Source organism: Aggregatibacter sp. HK296, from assembly GCF_980469475.1.
In genome coordinates this window covers 264,732-285,807 of sequence record NZ_OZ413142.1, presented here as the reverse complement: position 1 = coordinate 285,807, position 21,076 = coordinate 264,732, and the positions used below count along the sequence as shown (strand labels likewise).

The 21,076-nt window shown below is 41.8% G+C and carries 18 protein-coding genes; 6 read left to right on the top strand and 12 right to left on the bottom strand.

Annotated elements, in window-relative coordinates:
• Nucleotides 1-6 precede the first annotated feature (6 nt).
• The 4 genes from narL to ppx all read left to right on the top strand — a co-directional run bounded on the left by narL (nucleotide 7) and on the right by ppx (nucleotide 8,016).
• Nucleotides 7-636 carry a two-component system response regulator NarL gene (narL, locus tag AC30SH_RS01490; protein ID WP_212509983.1) on the top strand — a complete coding sequence of 210 codons (630 nt, stop codon included), beginning with the start codon at nucleotides 7-9 and terminating at the stop codon, nucleotides 634-636.
• Between the two features lie 174 nt (nucleotides 637-810).
• A complete protein-coding gene (tamA, locus tag AC30SH_RS01485; RefSeq protein WP_315027956.1) occupies nucleotides 811-2,568 on the top strand; it encodes an autotransporter assembly complex protein TamA in 1,758 nt (585 codons plus the stop codon).
• Between the two features lie 21 nt (nucleotides 2,569-2,589).
• Nucleotides 2,590-6,465, top strand: a complete 3,876-nt coding sequence (gene tamB, locus AC30SH_RS01480; RefSeq protein ID WP_489582015.1) for an autotransporter assembly complex protein TamB — start codon at nucleotides 2,590-2,592, stop codon at nucleotides 6,463-6,465.
• Between the two features lie 3 nt (nucleotides 6,466-6,468).
• The gene (ppx, locus tag AC30SH_RS01475) at nucleotides 6,469-8,016 is read left to right on the top strand and encodes an exopolyphosphatase (RefSeq protein ID WP_314885140.1); all 1,548 of its coding nucleotides are present in this window, start codon (nucleotides 6,469-6,471) and stop codon (nucleotides 8,014-8,016) included.
• A gap of 65 nt (nucleotides 8,017-8,081) precedes the next feature.
• Here the strand turns inward: ppx and pckA are convergent, their stop codons facing one another.
• Nucleotides 8,082-9,698: a phosphoenolpyruvate carboxykinase (ATP) gene (gene pckA, locus AC30SH_RS01470; RefSeq protein WP_212509987.1), complete on the bottom strand. Its 1,617-nt coding sequence runs from the start codon at nucleotides 9,696-9,698 to the stop codon at nucleotides 8,082-8,084.
• A gap of 266 nt (nucleotides 9,699-9,964) precedes the next feature.
• On the opposite strand from pckA, the gene AC30SH_RS01465 reads away from it, so the two are divergent.
• The gene (locus AC30SH_RS01465) at nucleotides 9,965-10,609 is read left to right on the top strand and encodes a hypothetical protein (RefSeq protein WP_212509988.1); all 645 of its coding nucleotides are present in this window, start codon (nucleotides 9,965-9,967) and stop codon (nucleotides 10,607-10,609) included.
• Between the two features lie 97 nt (nucleotides 10,610-10,706).
• On the opposite strand, the gene mnmA is transcribed toward AC30SH_RS01465, so the two are convergent.
• The 11 genes from mnmA to AC30SH_RS01410 form a co-directional block, all read right to left on the bottom strand.
• A complete protein-coding gene (mnmA, locus tag AC30SH_RS01460; protein ID WP_314885139.1) occupies nucleotides 10,707-11,858 on the bottom strand; it encodes a tRNA 2-thiouridine(34) synthase MnmA in 1,152 nt (383 codons plus the stop codon).
• 111 nt (nucleotides 11,859-11,969) lie between these two features.
• Complete coding sequence (locus AC30SH_RS01455; protein WP_314885138.1) at nucleotides 11,970-12,176, bottom strand: tautomerase family protein; 207 nt, start codon at nucleotides 12,174-12,176, stop codon at nucleotides 11,970-11,972.
• 26 nt (nucleotides 12,177-12,202) lie between these two features.
• Entirely contained in the window at nucleotides 12,203-12,460 is a 258-nt protein-coding gene (gene nqrM / locus AC30SH_RS01450; RefSeq protein ID WP_109083334.1) for a (Na+)-NQR maturation NqrM, read from the bottom strand.
• Nucleotides 12,461-12,533: 73 nt separating this feature from the next.
• Entirely contained in the window at nucleotides 12,534-13,622 is a 1,089-nt protein-coding gene (locus tag AC30SH_RS01445) for an FAD:protein FMN transferase (RefSeq protein WP_314885137.1), read from the bottom strand.
• 151 nt (nucleotides 13,623-13,773) lie between these two features.
• A complete protein-coding gene (gene nqrF / locus AC30SH_RS01440) occupies nucleotides 13,774-15,009 on the bottom strand; it encodes an NADH:ubiquinone reductase (Na(+)-transporting) subunit F (protein ID WP_048750768.1) in 1,236 nt (411 codons plus the stop codon).
• A gap of 11 nt (nucleotides 15,010-15,020) precedes the next feature.
• Nucleotides 15,021-15,617, bottom strand: coding sequence for an NADH:ubiquinone reductase (Na(+)-transporting) subunit E (gene nqrE / locus AC30SH_RS01435; protein WP_314885136.1), 597 nt, complete (start codon nucleotides 15,615-15,617; stop codon nucleotides 15,021-15,023).
• Between the two features lie 3 nt (nucleotides 15,618-15,620).
• Complete coding sequence (locus AC30SH_RS01430; RefSeq protein ID WP_314815479.1) at nucleotides 15,621-16,250, bottom strand: NADH:ubiquinone reductase (Na(+)-transporting) subunit D; 630 nt, start codon at nucleotides 16,248-16,250, stop codon at nucleotides 15,621-15,623.
• Nucleotides 16,250-17,038, bottom strand: a complete 789-nt coding sequence (locus tag AC30SH_RS01425; RefSeq protein WP_489582014.1) for a Na(+)-translocating NADH-quinone reductase subunit C — start codon at nucleotides 17,036-17,038, stop codon at nucleotides 16,250-16,252. Before AC30SH_RS01425 ends, AC30SH_RS01430 begins: the two co-directional genes overlap by 1 nt.
• Nucleotides 17,031-18,266 (bottom strand): NADH:ubiquinone reductase (Na(+)-transporting) subunit B, encoded by a 1,236-nt coding sequence (locus AC30SH_RS01420; protein WP_489582013.1) that lies wholly within the window; start codon nucleotides 18,264-18,266, stop codon nucleotides 17,031-17,033. Before AC30SH_RS01420 ends, AC30SH_RS01425 begins: the two co-directional genes overlap by 8 nt.
• 2 nt (nucleotides 18,267-18,268) lie before the next feature.
• Nucleotides 18,269-19,609 (bottom strand): Na(+)-translocating NADH-quinone reductase subunit A, encoded by a 1,341-nt coding sequence (locus AC30SH_RS01415; protein WP_489582012.1) that lies wholly within the window; start codon nucleotides 19,607-19,609, stop codon nucleotides 18,269-18,271.
• Between the two features lie 357 nt (nucleotides 19,610-19,966).
• Entirely contained in the window at nucleotides 19,967-20,278 is a 312-nt protein-coding gene (locus AC30SH_RS01410; RefSeq protein WP_314885129.1) for a BolA family protein, read from the bottom strand.
• 106 nt (nucleotides 20,279-20,384) lie between these two features.
• Here AC30SH_RS01410 and AC30SH_RS01405 point away from each other — a divergent pair, with 106 nt between their 5' ends.
• A complete protein-coding gene (locus tag AC30SH_RS01405; RefSeq protein ID WP_314885128.1) occupies nucleotides 20,385-20,978 on the top strand; it encodes a YajG family lipoprotein in 594 nt (197 codons plus the stop codon).
• The last annotated feature ends 98 nt before the right edge of the window (nucleotides 20,979-21,076 follow it).

Here is a 21,076-nt window from a genome sequence, read left to right as displayed (position 1 = left end):
TGTAACATGAATGACAAATTAAAAGTTTTAATTATTGATGACCATCCGTTAATGCGTCGCGGCATACAACAACTTGTTGAATTAGAAGAAGGTTTCGAGGTTGTTGGCGGTGCAGGCAATGGTTCTGAAGGGATTAATTTAGCGCTACAAACCTCACCGGATCTCATTATTTTAGATCTGAATATGAAAGGACTCTCCGGTTTAGATACGCTTAAAGCATTGAGAGCAGAAGACGTTGATGCTCGCATTGTCATTTTGACTGTGTCTGATGCTAAAAACGACATTTTTACCTTAATTGATGCCGGTGCGGACGGGTATTTATTAAAAGATACCGAACCCGACACATTGCTTTCTCAACTAAAACGCATCGCTCAAGGTGAAGCTATCCTCAGTGATTCCATTAAAAATCTCTTATTAGAGCGTCAATCTTCGCAAAGCCCTATTGACTCTCTTACCGATCGTGAAATTGACGTATTGCGTTTAGTGGCAACCGGTCTTTCCAATAAACAAATTGCCGGCCAATTGTTTATTTCGGAAGAAACCGTCAAAGTACACATTCGTAATTTGCTACGTAAACTTAACGTTCACTCACGCGTTGCCGCAACAGTGCTTTATTTTGAGCATAAAAACGGCTAAACCGTATAATTTCACAAGAAATAGCCGACAGCATTGTCGGCTATTTTTTTATTATCAATTTACTCGTCCCCTTTTCTTAAAAATATCGAAAAAATCCACCGCACTTTGTATAGGCGAAGCATTGCAGGGAAAAAACCTAACGAGTAAACTACCAAGGTTTAATGTGGGAGTTATATGAAGCAATTGTTCAATAAAAAAGCAAGTCAACGTTTCTATGCACTTGTATTTTCGTGCTTATTTTGGCATTCCTCCGCCTACGCCGAATATCTCGTTGATTTACAAATTGATGGGGTAAAAAACGATACGTTAAAAAACAATATCCAAATTCACCTCAATGCCATCGATAAAGAAGAGGCAGACGGCTCTGAACGTTATCAAGATATTGTCAGCAAAGCCGTTGATAAAGGTCTGCGTGCTTTAGGCTATTATGATCACCAGATTCAATTTGAATTAAAACCGCGAACCAAGAACAAGCCGCTATTAATCGCTCACATTACCGTAGGCGAACCGGTAAAAATCGCTGCCACAGACATTGTGATTAAAGGGGAGGCCAAACAAGATCCGGAATTCATGCAACTGGAAAAACAGGCTCCTAAAACCGGCACCATACTCAATCACGAAACTTACGAAGATTATAAAAACCAACTGCAACAACTCGCGCTATTTCGCGGTTATTTTGATGCAGAATTTGAACAATCCCGTTTAGAAGTGATGAAATCCACACGCGAAGCTTGGTGGAATCTCACCTTCGATAGCAAAAAACGCTACCACTATGGGAAAATTCATTTCTTACACGCGCAAATTCGAGAAGAATATTTACGCAACATGCTTAACATTCACTCAAATGAACCCTATTTAATGAGTGATTTTTCTACCTTAACCAACAATTATTCCTCCTCAAACTGGTTCAGCTCAGTACTATTGCAACCGCACTTAGACGATAAAAAGAAATTAGTGGATGTGGATGTGCTGCTCTATCCACGCAAAAAAAATATTATGAATGTCGGACTAGGTTATTCCACCGATGTTGGGCCTCGTTTTCAATGGAGTTGGACGAAACCTTGGATCAATGATCGCGGGCATAGTGTCAGAAGCAATCTCTATTTTTCCTCACCGAAGCAAACGCTCGAACTGACCTATAAAATGCCCCTACTGAAAAATCCGCTGAATTATTACTATGAATATTCCGGCGGTTTTGAACGTGAAAATAAGAACGATACCAAAACAACCTCATCAACTCTTGCCGCACTACGCTATTGGAACCATCCTACCGGATGGCAGTATTCCTTAGGTTTACGCTTGCGCTACGATGCCTTTACCCAAGCGGATATCTCCGACAAAACGCTATTACTATATCCTACAACCTCGTTAACCCGTACCCGTTTACGCGGTGGTGCCTTTCCTGATTGGGGTGATTCACAACGTATTACCTTCGATTTTGGACGTAAATTGGGGATTTCTGATGTCAATTTCTGGAAAATTCAAGCGTCCACCGCTTGGGTCAGAACCTATGCGCAAAATCACCGTTTTCTTACTCGTCTAGAAATTGGCGTACTCAACACTGCAGATATTCACCGAATTCCACCTTCATTACGTTTCTTTGCCGGCGGCGATCGCAGCGTACGTGGTTATGGTTATAAAAAAATCTCGCCAAAAGATCGAAATGGCAAATTAGTCGGCGGCTCCCGTTTAGCGACAGGAACCCTTGAATACCAATATCAGGCTTATCCCGGCTGGTGGCTAGCTACCTTTGCTGATACCGGTCTAGCGGCAAATAGCTTTAAACCTGATGAATTACGCTATGGTGCGGGCTTTGGCTTGCGCTGGGCCTCGCCGGTAGGCGCCATTAAATTTGATGTTGCCACCCCGATACAAGACAAAGACAAGAGTAAAAACATTCAGTTTTATATCGGGCTGGGTAGTGAAATATAGCAACATAACACGGATTACTTCATGACAGAACAGACAGAAAAAGCGGCTCAAACAACGAAAGTAAAATCGCCAAAACGCCTTTGGCGATGGCTTTTATGCCTCATAAGTGCGGTCATTTTTTTACCTATTTTTGCCCTATTCGCCCTCCTTTCAACAGAAAGTGGTCAGCACAAACTCCTCCACTGGGCAGATGCAGGACTGGATGCCCTTTCCATTGAACAAGCACAAGGCAATTTAAAAGAAGGATTAACATTAAAACATCTTCGCTTTCAGACAGAAGGTGTGGATGCCCATATTGAGGAAGCGCATCTGCAGCTGCAATTAAGCTGTTTATGGCATTTAGACGTGTGCATTGATGATATCACCCTGACACAACCATCCATTCTGATTGACACCGCCTTGCTGCCACCCTCTGAGCCTAAAAAGAAAAGCAACGGGAACATGAAACATGTGTTCCTACCTATCTCGGTGCAAATCAATCGGTTAGCCGTTAACGATTTCTCATTATCTCTTGATAAAAATAAAATCACTTTAGGTACATTCCATACAGCAGCAAGTTTAAATAACGCCAATGGATTAACATTAGCGCCGACACAAATTGAGAATTTCAGCTTTATTCACGATTTAACCTCAACCAAAAAAAATACCGATACGTCTAAAAAGACTGAAACTTCCACACCAATTCAATGGGAAAAGTTGGAACAGTCTCTCCGTAAACCGCTGTTTAGTGAATTGCAGCAAATTGAACTGCCTTTTGCGATACACATTCAAGGCGTGCAAGGCAAAAACTGGCGATATCAAAGTCTCAGTGGGAAAAATACTGTCGAGCAAGATATCCTCGTTTCTGCTGCAGAACTTCAAGCAAGCGCAACTGATGATATTATCGAACTAGCTAAATTTGATGTGCAAAGCTCGCTTGGTCAGTTACAAGCGAATGGCCAACTAGAACGCCAACAAAATTTTCCGTTGCAATTTGATGCCACCGTAAAAATTAACGATATACGCCAAAATAACGAACTTATTTTGCCGGCAAGCCAAGCGGAAATCCGTCTCTCAGGCGCATTAAAAAAACAGACCGCACTTTCTTGGCAAACCCAGGGCGCGTTGGAGTCACAACTGAATGCTCAAATTCAGGCTGCTGAACCCAACCTTCCGCTTCAAGTGAACTTGACTGTGCCTCAAGCACAATACCCTTTTAATAACAAGGATCCTTTAAAAATTCAGGATTTCAATTTGACCGTAGACGGCAACTTAGCTGCCGCACAAATACAACTCAAAAGTGCGGTCAGTGGCATGGGAATACCAAACAGCGATTTGGCATTACAAGCCGTGGCCCATTTATCCGACATCGCGATTAATCAACTCAAACTCAATACTTTAAATGGCACGGCAGATTTAACAGGCAAATTAAATTGGCGTGATGGTGTGGAATGGAATGGGCATTTAGCGTTAGCAAAGATGCCGCTTAATGCCTACTTAGCCGATTTTCCGGCAATCATTTCCGGCAGCTTAAATTCACAGGGAAGAATCAATCAAGGCAAGCCAGAAATTTCGGTTTCAGACATCGATCTGCAAGGTTCACTGTCGCAACGCCCATTGAGCCTAACCGGTAATTTACATATGGCAGAACAGCCATTACTTAATGTGCCGCAGCTCACGTTCACTTATGGCGACAACAAAATCAACGCACAAGGCAACCTTGGTTCCGTTTCCGATTTTACTCTTGATATTAATGCGCCGAATTTAAGCGGTTTATTGACCGGTTTATCCGCCTCAGTTAATGGCAAGAGCGCCGTAACCGGCAACATTATGCACCCAAATCTTGTCGTAGATTTAACCGCAAAACAGTTTCATTTCTACGACATCGACCTTGCTCAAGCCAGCGTTAAGGGGCAGCTAAATACCGAGCAACAAATCCAAGGTCAGCTTAATGCCCAGCTCAATGGATTTCATTACAATGACATCAAGGTCAATAACCTCCAACTCTCTGTTTCAGGAGATGAGCAAAAACACAGTTTGCAGCTAATTTCAGAAGGAAATCCCATTGCTGCCAACATGAATATCATCGGAAATTTCGACCGCACTTTACAACAATGGCAAGGCACGATTAGCCAACTTATGCTAAAAACGGAGTTTGGCCACATCCAAACAAACAAAAGCGTGGCTGTCACATACGACAATAAAAGCACCCAAAGCACCATTGCCGCCCATTGCTGGATGCACAGCAACATAGATCTTTGTTTTCCGCAAACCTTTAATGTCGGCACTCATGGTGAAATACCTTTTGAAATCAAACGCTTTGATTTAGCATTTATCAATAAAATACTTGAAGAGGAGCTTTTGAAAGGCCAGCTGAATAGCAAAGGAAAAGTAGTCTGGTCAACACAGGCACCACTATCAGCTGAGATACAAATCAACGGCAATGCCTTATCTTTGGCAAAAAAATTAGATTACCGGACTTTTAAATTAGACATGCCAAAAGTCGTGCTAAATGCCAATTTAGCAAATAACGATCTTGCCTTAAAAACAGAAGTTCATGTTCAGGAACAAGGCAAAATCAATGCCGATTTAAAATTGCAGGATATTGTTAACACTCGTAAACTGAGTGGTACTTTTACGATTCCTCATCTTAATCCTGCAATTGTTAACCAACTTTTAGCAAACGATGAAAAAGTCAGTGGAGAACTCAAAGCCAATCTCACATTAGGTGGAAACCTAAGCGCACCAACACTGAACGGCGATATTTTACTTAAACAACTGAACGCCCAAATTCGGGCCTTACCTTTCGATATTAAAAATAGCGAATTAGCGTTACATTTTGCCGGTACCAACTCCACGCTAAAAGGATTTGTACAAACAGATGACAGTCGCTTAAATCTCAGCGGTGAAGCCTATTGGAAGAATATCAATGAATGGCGCACCCGCTTGAACGCGCAAGCAGAGAAATTTAAAGTGGATATCCCATCAATGGCAAAATTGACCATCAGTCCGAATGTTGAAATCACTGCCTCGCCAAAACTCTTAGAATTATCGGGAAATATTGAGATTCCCAAAGCACGAATCGCCATTGAAAGCTTGCCGGAGAGCGCTGTTGAAGTCAGTGGTGATGAAATCATTTTGGACGGTAAAGCAAAAAGAACATTGCCAAAAAATATTCCGGCAGAAACACGAAGCGGCATGGCAGTAAAATCAGATCTGAAAATTCATATTGGGGATGATGTCAGCTTAAAGGCTTATGGGCTCAAAACCTATTTACATGGCTTGCTTAGCGTAAGACAAGAAAAGGGGAACCTGGGTTTATACGGCGAAGTTAATCTTAAAAATGGGCGTTACGCCTCCTTTGGGCAGGATTTGATTATTCGCAAAGGCTTAATCAGTTTTGTCGGACAGCCTTCCCAGCCATTCTTAAATATTGAAGCCATTCGCAACCCAGAAGCGATGGAGGACAATAGCGTCACTGCCGGCGTGAAAGTCACTGGATTAGCCGGCTCACCAAGCATGACTGTTTTCTCCGAGCCCGGCATGCCACAGGATCAGGCTTTAGCCTACATTCTCACCGGACGTTCTTTAGAAAACAGTGGCGATGCATCTTCAAGTGGCTCTGTGGGTGCAGCCCTATTAGGTATGGGGTTAGCTAAGACCGGGAATGTTGTAGGTGGCATTGGAAAAGCCTTCGGAATTAAAGATCTGAATCTCGGCACACAAGGTGTCGGCGACAGTTCTAAAGTGGTAGTGAGCGGCAATATCACACCACGTTTACAAGTCAAATATGGTGTGGGTTTATTCGATGGCTTAGCTGAAGTGACCTTGCGTTATCGCTTGTTACCACAACTTTATGTACAATCGGTATCAGGCGTTAATCAAGCCTTTGATTTACTCTACCAGTTTGAATTTTAATCTATGAATAACGAAAACTTACTCAGTAAAGCCAATGAACTGCATGCACGACGTGGCGAGGTGCGTGAAATTGCTGCCATTGACCTCGGTTCCAATAGCTTTCACATGATTATTGCCCGTATTGTAAACGGCACACTACAAGTACTTTCCCGCCTTAAGCAAAAAGTACAACTTGCCGAGGGGTTAGATGAGAACCAAGTGCTAAGTCCAGCTGCGATTGAACGTGGTGTTAACTGCTTGGCATTATTTGCAGAACGCTTACAAGGTTTTCCGGCGGATAACGTCAATGTCGTAGGCACATATACCTTACGCCGTGCTGTGAACAATGAAGAATTTCTACGTCAAGCGGCAAAAGTCTTCCCTTATCCTATTCATATTATCAGCGGTAAAACGGAAGCAAAAACCATCTACGCTGGCGTTTGCCATACACAACCTGAAATTGGCCGAAAATTTGTTATCGATATCGGCGGTGGTTCAACAGAGATGATCATCGGTGATAACTTTACACCATTAATTTACGAAAGCCGCCACATGGGCTGTGTGAGTTTTGCAAAACAATTTTTTCCTCACGGCCAAATCAATGAAGAAAATTTTCGTCTGGCAAAACAAAGTGCTTTAAACAAAATTGAAGATCTTGCTTGGGAATACCAAAATTTGGGTTGGCAATCCGTGCTCGGCTCGTCCGGCACGATTAAAACCGTCCATCAAGTTATTTGTGAAAACATTGATCCGAATGGCACCATTACGGCTGAACGTTTAAACCAACTAATTCAACAAACACTGCAATTTAGCCACTTTGATCAAATCCAATTTAACGGACTAAATCATGATCGTGCTGACGTTTTTGTGCCGGGCTTGGCCATTTTAAGTGCAGTTTTTGAAAACTTTCACATTGAAAAAATGCGTTATTCCGACGGTGCACTGCGGGAAGGGGTGATGTATAGCTTGGAGCAAAACTTCCAAGTCAATAATATTCGTGAACGCACCGCACTTGGTCTGATGGAACAGTTTAATATTGACCAAGCACAGGGCGAACGGGTATATCAAAGTGCCTCGTTACTATTTGAGCAATACCAACATTGGCAAAACCAAGAAATAGTTGCTGAAATGAAAGACGTTCTCTTGTGGGCTGCGCGTTTACATGAAGTGGGGATTGTCATCAATCACAAAAATCTACAAAAACACTCTGCATATATTTTATACAACACTGAGTTACCGGGTTATGACAACGAGCAACATCGTTTGCTGTCAACTTTGGCGCGTTATCACTTAGGGAATTTCAAATTGCCGGAGATGTTTAAATTTTCTCGTTATCACGAGCAAGATGTGCTGGCATTAATTCGCATTTTACGCTTAGCAATTATCCTCAATCGAGCCCGTCAAGCGACAGAAAAACCTCAAAAAATCACATTAAAAACGGACCGCACTTTGGTGGATTGGCACTTAACATTTGAAACGGATTATCTACAACATAACCCATTAGTGAAAAACGATCTCGCATTAGAACATCGTTTCTTGCAGACATTGGGCTTATCCTTATCAACTCGTTAATTGATTTACTCTCCCATAAAAAAATCCCCGCGGATGATAGCGGGGATTTTTATTCTTTCGTCAGGTTACGCTTTAGGACCTGCAGCAATTAATGCTTTACCTTCAGCATTTGTTGCATATTTTTCGAAGTTCTTCACGAAACGACCGGCAAGATCTTTCGCTTTTGCTTCCCATTGTGCTTTGTCTGCATAAGTATCACGCGGATCTAAGATAGCTGGGTCAACACCTGGTAAAGCGTTAGGAATTGCCAAGTTGAAGATTGGTAATTCGCCCATTTCAGCTTTTTCGATAGAACCATCTAAAATCGCATCGATAATACCGCGAGTATCTTTAATAGAGATACGTTTACCTGTACCGTTCCAACCGGTGTTGACTAAGTAGGCTTCTGCACCTGCAGCTTGCATACGTTTCACTAAAACTTCCGCATATTGAGTTGGGTGTAAAGTTAAGAATGCAGCACCAAAACAAGCTGAGAAAGTTGGGGTTGGTTCGGTGATACCACGTTCTGTACCCGCTAATTTTGCAGTAAAGCCTGATAAGAAGTAGTACTTAGTTTGTTCCGGTGTTAATTTAGAAACCGGTGGCAACACGCCGAATGCGTCTGCAGTTAAGAAAATCACTTTCGTTGCGTGGCCTGCACGGGAAACCGGTTTAACGATGTTATCGATGTGATAAATCGGATAAGACACGCGGGTATTTTCTGTTTTAGAACCGTCATCAAAGTCAACGGAACCATCTGCACGCACAACCACGTTTTCTAATAACGCATCACGACGGATTGCGCGATAAATATCCGGTTCGTTTTCTTCAGAAAGGTGAATAGTTTTCGCGTAACAGCCACCTTCAAAGTTGAAGATACCCACATCATCCCAACCGTGTTCATCGTCACCGATTAATTCACGTTTTGGATCGGTAGAAAGGGTGGTTTTACCGGTACCGGACAAGCCGAAGAATACAGCCACATCGCCATCTTTACCTACGTTAGCAGAGCAGTGCATTGCACCAACGCCTTTAAGCGGTAGGAAGTAGTTCATCATGGAGAACATACCTTTCTTCATTTCACCGCCGTACCAAGTACCGCCGATTAACTGAACACGTTCAGTCAAGTTAAATGCAACGAAGTTCTCAGAGTTCAAACCTTGCTCTTTCCAGTTCGGGTTGGTGCATTTAGAACCATTCATCACCACGAAACCTGGTTTGAAATCTTTTAATTCAGCTTCTGTCGGACGAATAAACATGTTTTTCACAAAATGTGCTTGCCATGCCACTTCAGTCACGATACGTACCGCAATGCGGTCTTGTTCGCTAGCACCACAGAAACCATCAACCACAAATAGACGTTTACCGGAAAGTTGTTTAGTCACAATGCCTTTCAAGCTCACCCAAGTTTCTTGGGTCATTGGTTTGTTATCGTTTTTCGCTGCATCGGAATTCCACCAAACAGTGTCTTTTGTGGTGTCATCCAACACAATATATTTATCTTTAGGTGAACGACCGGTAAAGATGCCGGTATCAACAGCCACGGCGCCGGTTGTGGTCAACGTACCTTTTTCAAAACCTTCCAAGCCCGGTTTAGTTTCTTCTTCAAATAATTGTTCATAACTTGGGTTATAAACAACCTCTTTGACATCATGAATACCAAGCGCTTCAAGTTCTTTAATAACTTTACTTAAGTCAGTCATAGATTACCTCTTTGTGTTAAAAGTGTTAAAAATAAAAACTGTGCTTATTCTATGAAAATTTCTACCTAAAAACTGTTATCTTGATCAAATATTTGAACATTACTTTCTTTTTTATTCGATTTTAGGGAGAATTTATCCGCCTTTTGGAAAAGCTACTCACTGCTTTATCAAAACGCGTCCAAAAAGCACCGCACTTTCAAGTGGGAACTTATGCTTGAAGGCTCGTTCGAAGTTGCACAACAATTTAATGAGATAAAAGGAATCACATGAAATTACTCAAATTATTTTTACTTGCGACATTACTTTATATTCCCGGTGTACAAGCTGCCGAAGCAACGGATTTGAACATCAAATACAGCTCCAATTATCTCATGCCTGCTTATGTGCATTTTCATTCCGATGGCTTTGAATATACAATCAATGCCAACATCAATATTCCCTTGTACAAAATTCAATTTATCTCGAAAGGTGCGCAAAGTAGCAATGTTTTTAACATGTTCAGCTACAAAGACACCCGCAATGACAAACCTTATGCAGAAGCAAAAATTGCCAATCGCCAAATTGAATACGGCAAAGTGAAAGAGGGCTTAAAAACCGAACCTCTCACCTTGCCAACCTACGATTTATTTACTGTCGCGTTCCAACTCAGTTATTACGACAAACTGCCGAACAGCTTCCAAATCACCAATGGTAAAAAGCTTTATCCAATGGAAAACGTAGTGCTAAACACAACGAAAAAACAAGTGAAATACAACAAACAAGAAGTGACTGAAATCACCTATCAGTTTAAAACCGGTGGCAAAGATATTGTGGTGAAAAAACACGAAGGGGAGAAATTCCCGCGCTTTATTTCCTACAGTCGGGATGGTGATGAATACGAGCTTACTTTTAGCGATTTTGTCAAAAATTAATCTTTCCACGAAAAAATAAAGCCACCTAAATAGGTGGCTTTATTATTGTCAAGTGCGGTCTAAAAAACATATGAATTTTAGACCGCACTTTTCTGTTCTATTTTAGCTGTTGCTCGATGATACCGCCGCCAAGGCACACCTCATCCAAATAGAAGACGGCTGATTGCCCCGGCGTGACGGCAATTTGCGGCTCATCAAAAATAACTTTGATGCTTTCATCATCGATAGGCTCAATCGTACAAGGCACATCCGTTTGGCGATAACGGGTTTTCACCGTACAACGCAACGGTTCACGAATCGGTTGACGATCGACCCAATGTAGTTGTTGTGCGATTAAACCGGTAGAAAGTAAAGCCGAATGATCATGTCCTTGCGCCACAATTAACTCGTTATTGACAAGATCTTTTTCCACCACATACCATGCTTCTTCACTGGCACCCTTCACGCCACCAATGCCCAAGCCTTTGCGTTGCCCCAACGTGTGATACATCAAACCATCATGGCGACCGATAATGTCACCCTCTACCGTGCGAATGTTGCCCGGTTGCGCCGGCAAGTAACGGGATAAGAAATCCTTAAATTTACGCTCACCAATAAAACAAATGCCGGTAGAATCTTTTTTCTTCGCCGTGATCAAACCTAAATCTTCGGCAATGGCGCGTACAATTGGTTTTTCAATGTCGCCCACCGGAAACAGACTTTGTCCCACTTGCTTACTGCTCAATGTGTATAAAAAATAGCTCTGATCTTTGTTAGCATCCAAACCGCGCAATAATTGTGCGTTATCATCAGTACCGCGACGGCGTACATAATGCCCGGTAGCGATATAATTCGCGCCTAAATCTTCTGCGGCATATTCTAAAAAGGCTTTAAATTTAATTTCTTTGTTACACAGAATATCCGGATTTGGGGTGCGTCCTGCTTTGTATTCACTCAGGAAATGCTCAAATACATTGTCCCAATATTCTGCTGCAAAATTGATTTTATGCAGCTTAATACCAAGCTTGTCACACACAGCCTGAGCGTCCGCTAAATCCGCGGCAGCTGTACAATAATCAGTGTCGTCATCCTCTTCCCAATTCTTCATAAACAAGCCTTCCACTTGGTAGCCTTGTTGTTGAAGAATAAAAGCAGACACGGAGGAATCCACTCCGCCGGACATGCCACAAATCACTTTTTTCCTGGCATTTTGGGTAAGTTGCTCAGCAGAGAGTTTCGGGAAATGTTTTTCGTAAGTTTGTGATTTCATAGTTGAGTAATAAACGTTCCACTAAATAAATAATTGGGCATTCTACCGCAAATCAAGTAAGAGTAAAAATGCCCGACAATTTCGGGCGCTTTCATACAGGTTACGGCATAATCACTTCGTTGAACGTCGAGAAGTCACCGTTTTCCCTCCAATCCCCCAGTTGTCCATATCGACCTCATCAATAATCACCACTGTCGTTTCAGGATTTTTGTTTAACACTTTCTGTAATAAATGGGTGACACCTTCAATTAACTCTGCTTTTTGTTTAGCTGTCGGAGCTTCTGCGCCACCGGTCACTTTAATATTGACATACGGCATACTGTTCTCTCATCACAACGTTAGAACTACTTCACTTCGTAAAACTGAGCTTTCTCTTTTAGTGCGAATTTTTGTTCATATTCTGCCTTGGCATTTTCATCGCCTGCATCCAATTTTTCTTGGAGCGTATCGCAAGGCTTGTCACAGTCGCAGGCCTTTGCAATGCCTAGGGAAGATAAACCGCCGCAACTGCCTTTGAGGGCTTGGCGTTTTACGATATAGCCCAATGCCATGGCCAAAATAATCAGGATGAAAATCCCAAAAGTCACTAAGAATAATTTCATAATCTCTCCATAAATACTCTAAATATCTACCGCACTTTATCACTCAAAGTGCGGTCCTTTCTCACTCTGTTTTTTACTGAGCCAAGAATTGCTTAAATGCAGAAGACATTTCCGTACGATAACCTTTGCCGTCTTTAATGATCATAAAAATCGGCAAATTTTCCCGTTCAGCCACCGCTAACGCTTTTTCCTCGCCTAATACAAATAAACCGGTGGAAAGTCCGTCAGCAGTCATAGAGCTTGACGCTAATACGGTAATTGAGGCTAACGCGTGTTGAATCGGGTAGCCTGTTTTCGGATCAATTTCGTGGGAAAAACGCACACCATCTTGTTCAAAATAATTACGGTAATCACCTGATGTTGCCATCGCCATATTATTTAAACCGATGATCTGTTGGGCTGCTTGCTTACCGTCAAAGGTTGGGCGTTCAATCGCAATCTGCCACAGTTTATTTTCGGCATTTTTTCCTTTAGCACGAATTTCACCGCCGATTTCCACCATGTAGTTTTGTACGTGAATACTTTCTAAGTAATCTGCCACTTGATCCACGCCGAAACCTTTAGCGATAGAAGAAAGATCTACATAAAGCTGTGGTACGGCTTTTGCGAGGAAAAACTTACCACTCTCGTCAGTGAGTGACAACTTATCAATCCCTACCCAAGCTTGTCGCTCAGTAATTTGCTCTTGCGTTGGCTGCTTTTCCACACGCTTTTCCGGTCCAAAGCCCCAAAGATTAACTAGCGGTCCAACGGTCACATCCAACGCACCTTGAGTCACCTGATTTAAACGCATTGCTTCTTTAACCACAAGCGCAAAATCTGCCGAGATTTCAATCGGTGTATTCGTCTGTGTATTTTGATTAAAACGACTGATTTCAGAATCCTGGATGTAAGTGGACATTTTGGCGTTCACCTCTTTCAGAATCACTTCAATCTGTTCATGCGCTTGTTGTGATGTGATAGAAACTTCATTATTGCCCCAATATTTAATGTGATAAGTGGTTCCCATCGTTTTACCACTCAGGGCAACTATTTCATTTTTTGCTGCCACTGCTTGCTGCGTTTCTGCTTGTTGTGACGTCGCTTTCTGATCGCAAGCGCTTAAGGTCAATGCGATGGCGACAAAAGTAAGCCCGCGAACGAATAAATGAGAGATTTTCACAATACTTTCCTAACATAAAATGGATCACACGCAAACCAACTGTTGAAATTGATTTGCATGTGATGAATCAAGATGGAAAACGCTGTAAAAATTGACCGCACTTAAGAAGAAAGTGCGGTCGTTTTTACGGTGTTTTTAAACCTAAACGGGATTAACCACCAAAGTCATCCAATAAGATGTTTTCGTCTTCAACACCGAGGTCTTTCAACATTTTGATTACCGCAGCGTTCATGACCGGAGGTCCACACATATAGTATTCACAATCTTCAGGCGCTTCATGATTTTTCAAATAGTTTTCATAAAGCACGTTATGAATAAAGCCTGTGTAGCCTGTCCAGTTGTCTTCCGGCAATGCATCAGAAAGTGCCACATGCCATACGAAGTTATCGTTTTCAGCTTGTAATTGGTCAAAGTCTTCTTGATAGAAGATTTCACGTTTAGAACGCGCACCATACCAGAAAGACATTTTACGTTTAGAGTGCAAACGTTTTAATTGGTCGAAGATATGAGAACGCATTGGCGCCATACCTGCACCACCACCGATGAAGACCATTTCATTATCCGTTTCTTTCGCGAAGAACTCACCGAATGGACCTGAAATGATCACTTTATCACCCGGTTTTAATGACCAAATATAAGAAGACATTTGTCCTGGAGGGGCATCCGGTTGACGTGGTGGAGGCGTTGCAATACGCACGTTCAACATGATGATGCCTTTTTCTTCCGGATAAGATGCCATAGAGTAAGCACGGATAATATGCTCATCTACTTTGGATACATAACGCCATAAATCGTATTTGTCCCAGTCCTCGTGGTATTCTTTCGGAATATCGAAATCTTTATAGTTCACCACATGTGGATCAGCTTCAATTTGGATATAACCACCGGCACGGAATGGTACCTCTTCGCCTTCAGGAATCGCCAACTTAAGCTCTTTGATGAAGGTTGCTTTGTTATCGTTAGAAATAACGGTACATTCCCATTTTTTCACACCAAAGATTTCTTCCGGCAATTCAATATCCATATTGCCTTTAACGTTAACTTGGCAAGAAAGACGATAGCCTTCTTTCGCTTCACGTTTAGTGATGTGAGATAACTCTGTCGGTAAAATTTCACCGCCACCACTTTTTACTTTAACGATACATTGACCACAAGAGCCACCACCGCCACAGGCAGAAGACACGAAAATACCTTTGCTGGCCAGTGCGCCAAGTAATTTCCCACCGGCTGGTAAAGTAATCGCTTTGCTCGGGTCATCATTAATCTTAATAGTAATGTCGCCGGAATCGACTAGTTTGGATTTAGCAAATAAGATGATTGCCACAAGCACTAAAACGATCGCGGTAAAGGCTGCAACACCGAGTACAAGAATTGTTGTTTCGTTCATTTATGCACTCCTTATAACTGAATACCGGAGAATGACATAAAGCCAAGCGCCATTAAACCGGCAGAGATAAAGGTAATCCCTAAACCTTTCAAACCGGCCGGCACATCGGCATATTTCATTTTTTCGGTTAAGCCTGCAAGTGCAACGATTGCTAACATCCAACCTAGGCCTGCACCGATACCATAAACGGCAGATTCGACAAAGGTATATTCACGTTGAATCGCAAAAGATACGCCGCCGAAAATCGCACAGTTTACGGCGATAAGCGGAAGGAAAATCCCGAGTGCGTTATACAATGCTGGGAAGAATTTATCTAAAGCCATCTCAAGTAATTGAACAAGACCCGCAATAATCCCGATAAAAGTAATGAAGTTTAAGAAGGATAAATCTACCCCTTCAACCAAGGCGCCGTCTTTTAAAACGTGTTCGTACACAAATTGGTTTGCCGGAACAGCAATACCCAATACAACCACGACTGCAATACCCAAGCCAAATGCCGTTGACACTTTTTTCGACACGGCAAGGAAAGTACACATTCCCAAGAAGAAAGAAAGCGCCATGTTTTCAATGAAGATCGCCTTCACAAATAGGCTAATATAATGTTCCATTGATTATTTCTCCTGTTGCTCAGGTTTCCACGTTCTTAAGCCCCAAATGATGAAGCCGATAATAAAGAACGCACTTGGTGCAAGAAGGAACAAACCGTTCGGTTGATACCAACCGCCGTCTTGAATGGTTTGGAATACCGGAAAGCCAAGTAAACGACCGGAACCGATTAATTCACGTAAGGTCGCCACGATTAATAAAATCGCACCGTAACCCAAGCCATTACCGATACCGTCAACAAAACTTTCCAATGGACGGGATTTCATCGCAAACGCTTCTGCGCGACCCATTACGATACAGTTAGTGATAATCAAGCCTACAAATACGGATAATTGTTTGGATAAACCATAAGCAAAGGCTTTTAACACTTGGTCAACCAAGATTACCAAAGACGCGATAATCGCCAGTTGTACAATGATACGGATACTGTTCGGAATGTAGTTACGAATCATTGAAATGAACATGCTGGAAAAACCAGTTACTAAACTTACTGCAATTGCCATAACGATCGCGGTTTGTAATTGAGTGGTTACCGCTAATGCAGAACAAATACCTAAAATTTGTAATGCAATCGGGTTGTTTTTCGCGATTGGATCAAGCAAAAGTGCTTTTAAATTGCTTTTTGCATCAGCCATTATCTTGCCCCCGCTTTAAATTTTGCTAAGAATGGACCAAAACCATTTTGGCTAAACCAATAATCAAATGAACCTTGAACACCGTTACTGGTTAAAGTTGCACCTGATAAACCATCTACACCGTGCTCTTTATCTGCAGCAGAGCTACCTTTGTAGATTTTGAATTTTTGGTTTCCTTGTTCATCGAATAATTTTTTATCAACGAACTGAGCTTGCCAACGCGGATTGGCGATTTCACCGCCAAGACCGGCTGTCTCACCTTGATCATAGTAAGTAATCCCTTTGATGGTATTCGCATCTGGTGCAACAGAAACAAAACCATACATCGTTGACCATAAACCGCGACCATACATTGGTAATACAACTTGGGTTACATTGCCTTGCTCATCTTTGACAAGGTAAACACGCGCCTGATTTGCACGCACTTTGATACCCGCTTTATCTTGCTCAGCAGGAATTGCTTGGCTAAGTGCGGTCGATTTTACCGCTGTTTTGGGGTCAAATTTTTCTACATCGTCTTTTGATGCTTGAATAAAATCACCACTTTGCAAATCCACTAAACGTGGTTCAATAAATTTGCTGTAAGTGTCTTTAATTACTGATGCATTATCTTCTTTCATTAATCCGGCAACAGTTAAAATGTTACGTTGAACGTCGAGTGCTTTTTGTTCATCTTGTTTGGATTTTAATGCTACTGCAGCACCAGAAACCACGATAGAACACACTAAACTTAGCAACACAACAACGGTAACTGTACCGCCAACGCTATCTTTATTAAATTTAGCCATTTGTTCTTGCTCTCCGACGTTTGATATTTGCTTGAACCACGATGTAGTCGAAAATTGGTGCAAACAAGTTTGCAAATAAGATCGCTAACATCATCCCTTCTGGATAAGCTGGGTTCACTGTACGAATTAATACTGCCATCACACCAATTAATGCGCCGTACCACCATTTACCGGTATTAGTAAATGAAGCGGAAACGGGGTCAGTTGCCATGAAGATCATACCAAGAGCAAAACCACCTAATACGAAGTGCCAATGCCAAGGCATGGAGAACATTGGGTTAGAATCAGAACCGATAAGGTTGAATAGGGTTGCTGTGCCAATCATACCGATCATCACACCCGCCATAATGCGCCAAGATGCGATACGGGTGAACACGATCACTGCACCACCGATTAACAATGCGAGCGTTGAAACCTCACCCATTGAACCGGGAATATTACCAATGAATGCATCCATCCAAGTGATTGGTTCACCGGTAACCGTATGTTGCAATGCTGCTTGACCACCTTGTGACCATTGTGAAAGTGCGGTTGCACCAGAGAAACCATCTGCCGCAGTCCATACTAAGTCACCGGAAATTTGAGCCGGATAAGCGAAGAATAAGAATGCACGACCAGCAAGCGCAGGGTTCATAAAGTTACGACCTACACCACCGAAGATTTCTTTTGCCACCACGATACCAAAACTGATACCAAGTGCGGCTTGCCATAGTGGCAATGTTGGCGGAACGATTAAGGCAAATAAAATGGTAGAAACAAACATCCCTTCATTCACTTCGTGGCCACGCACAACTGAGAATAATAATTCCCACACCGTACATACGGTAAACACCACTAAGTAAATTGGTAAGAAGAAAATCGCCCCTAACGCCATTTTTGAGCCCCAAGTTGCATTATTGGTTAAATCTAAACCGAATGAACTTGCAAGTGCATAGTGCCAATCGTTAGCAATTAATTGATCTAAATTGCCTAATTGATTTAAGGCTGGGATCGCTTGGTTACCCACATTGTACATACCGTAGAAAATCGCTGGGAACAATGCTAGGAAAACCGTAATCATCATACGTTTTGAGTCTAACGCATCGCGAACATGTGTGTTTTTGTGCGTTACTGTACCCGGTGTATAAAGCAAGGTATAAATCGATTCAAAGATCGGATAAAGCTTGCTGTATTTACCGCCTGGTAAAAACGCGGGTTCCATTTTTTCAAAAAGATTTTTCAAACCCATTTTTAACCTTCCTTCTCAATCTTATCTAAAACGTGACGCAAGATTGAACCGTATTCATATTTGCCCGGGCAAACGAAAGAGCATAACGCCAAGTCTTCTTCGTCTAATTCAAGACAACCTAACGCTTGTGCACCATCGGTATCACCCACGATTAAATCACGTAATAATAATGTCGGTAAAATATCCAACGGCATGACACGCTCATAGCTACCAATTGGTACCATCGCACGCTCACCACCATTTTCTGCGGTAGTAAAGTTGAATAATTTTTTACCGAAATGACCTAATACGGTACGAGTAATCGAATATTTATTCGGTTGTGGCGTAATCCAGCCGAAGAATTCTTTTTCATTACCTTCTTCGATCACAGAAACTTGCAATGCATAACGACCGAGATAGTCGTGAACACCTTTTGCTGTTTGACCGCAAAGTACCGAACCGGAAATAACGCGATTTTCACCCGCACTTAATTCATCTTTCGTTAATTGGGAAAGGTTAGCCCCAATAACTGTACGCACTAAGCGTGGTGCTTTTACTTGAGGTCCTGCAAGAGAAACCACACGCTCTACATTAAGCTCGCCGGTTGTGAATAATTTACCGATAGCAATCACATCTTGATAGTTGATATACCAAACAGTTTTATTCATTCCTACAGGATCAATAAAGTGGATGTGAGTACCACTTAACCCCGCCGGATGAGGACCTGCAAATTCATTAATCACCACATTACTCGCATGTGATGCTGGAATTTTATTATCAGGCGCTTTACATAAGTGAATGTTGCCGTCATGTAAACGACTTAACACAGTTAAACCATTGACGAAATCATTTTCGGACGCAGCAATAATAACCGCAGGATCTGCCGCTAACGGATTCGTGTCCATCGCATTAACGAAAATGGATGAAGGTACGCCATCAATCGCAGGAACTTTGCTGAATGGACGGGTACGGAACGCTGTCCACAAACCGGATTCCTGTAAATTTTTACGCACTTGCTCCGCACTTAACGTGTTCAATTCAGCTGCCGGGTATTTATCGAAAGAAAGCGCTTCATCGCCTTCAACTTTAATTACCACAGATTGCAATACACGCTTTTCGCCACGATGAATTGCTGTGATCGTGCCACTCGCAGGCGCGGTGAAAATGACACCAGGATTCTTTTTGTCTTCAAAAAGCACCTGACCTTTTTTCACTACATCACCTTCGCGAACCTTCATAGAAGGGCGCATTCCCACATACTCTTCACCAAGCAAAGCAACTTCAGTAACGGTATTCCCGTTATGGATTACCTGCTCCGGTTTTCCTGCAATAGGAAGATCCAAGCCTTTTTTAATCGTAATCATATTGTTTGCACTACTTTTGTTAGATTAAAAATACAGCAATAACCCTAAGGTTATTACCTCGTCTTGAGTGATAGTTGTTGAAATGATTAAAGAAGAAAACGGCAAAACACCGCTATGCCTAAATAACCACTCTCCAACCGATAAAAATAAAACTCAAATTCTGTTTCAATTTTACGGACATTTTCGTCTGTAAAAACGTTAAATTTTTGCTAAAAAAATTGGCTTATTTTAACCAAATAATAACGTTCTTACCACTTTGAAAGCCGATTGTTTATGTATTTTTGTGAAAAACTTCACATTATTTGCCAAAAATCAATTTTTAAATTTTTATTGGGTAATTACAAAGAGGTAAGAGACTTATTGCCCAACACCCGCACAATGAGGTGATTTTGGGAATTGTTGCCCTAATTCATCCCATTCTTGCTTGGTGTAAAGATGCAATGCCAAGGCATGAATGCCATTTTGTAAATCTTGAGAGAGTAATTGATAAATTTTGCGGTGACGAGCAACTTTGCTGCTCCCCTCAAAGACGTCACTTATTAACACGATTTTAAAATGTGAATCTGCACCACGCCCAGAACTGTGCATATAGCTTTCATTTTCAACCGCAATAAAGTGCGGTTGAAATTCTTGGCGTAATCGTTGCTCTAATTCTTGTTGTTTTGACATATTTCTTTCTTCCTAAAACAAATGATTAAATTAAATGGGAGAGACTATACAATCAGTTATAACTTTGTAAGAATAATACAAATTTATTTAAACTTATGAGGATATTATGAAATTTAACATGAAAACCTTAGTACTCGGTTCAGTCTTACTTTCAAGTGCATTATTGTGTGGTTGCCAAAGTGAATCCAATACGTTACGTTTTACACCTGCTGCGCCACAAGCGAGCATGAATGTAAACCAATCCGCTGTTGTTTACGTCACCACTCGCGATATGCGCCAAGCCCCTGAGATTTCCAGTTATGTTGCCGATGGGAAACTCGTAAAATTATCGGCTATGCCAAGTGTCACCGAGCTATTCCAACAAGTTGAACAACAAAACCTTATCAGCAAAGGTTTCCGTATCGGTACGGCAAATAATGCCAATGCGGCAGTCACTGTAAACGTGCAAGAGTTTTTTGCCAAAGTGAATCAAGGAAACTTACGCTACGATATCGATAGCAAAATCCAGTTAGCCATTCATGTTCAAGGTGCTAAAGGTCAATTCACCAAAAATATTGGTACAACACGTAGCCACTCGGGTGCATTCTCGGCCAAAAACGCAGAGATCCAAAAGGTGTTAGGTGAAACCTTTAATGACATCGTTCAATCTATTTATAAAGACCAAGAAGTCACTCAGGCAATTAACCAATACGCTAACTAAAAACACAGTGAAAAACCACCGCACTTTCTAGCTGAGTTCAGAAAAGAGCGGTACAAAAACCAAGTGTTTTTAGACCACAATCCCAAGATAAAAATAAC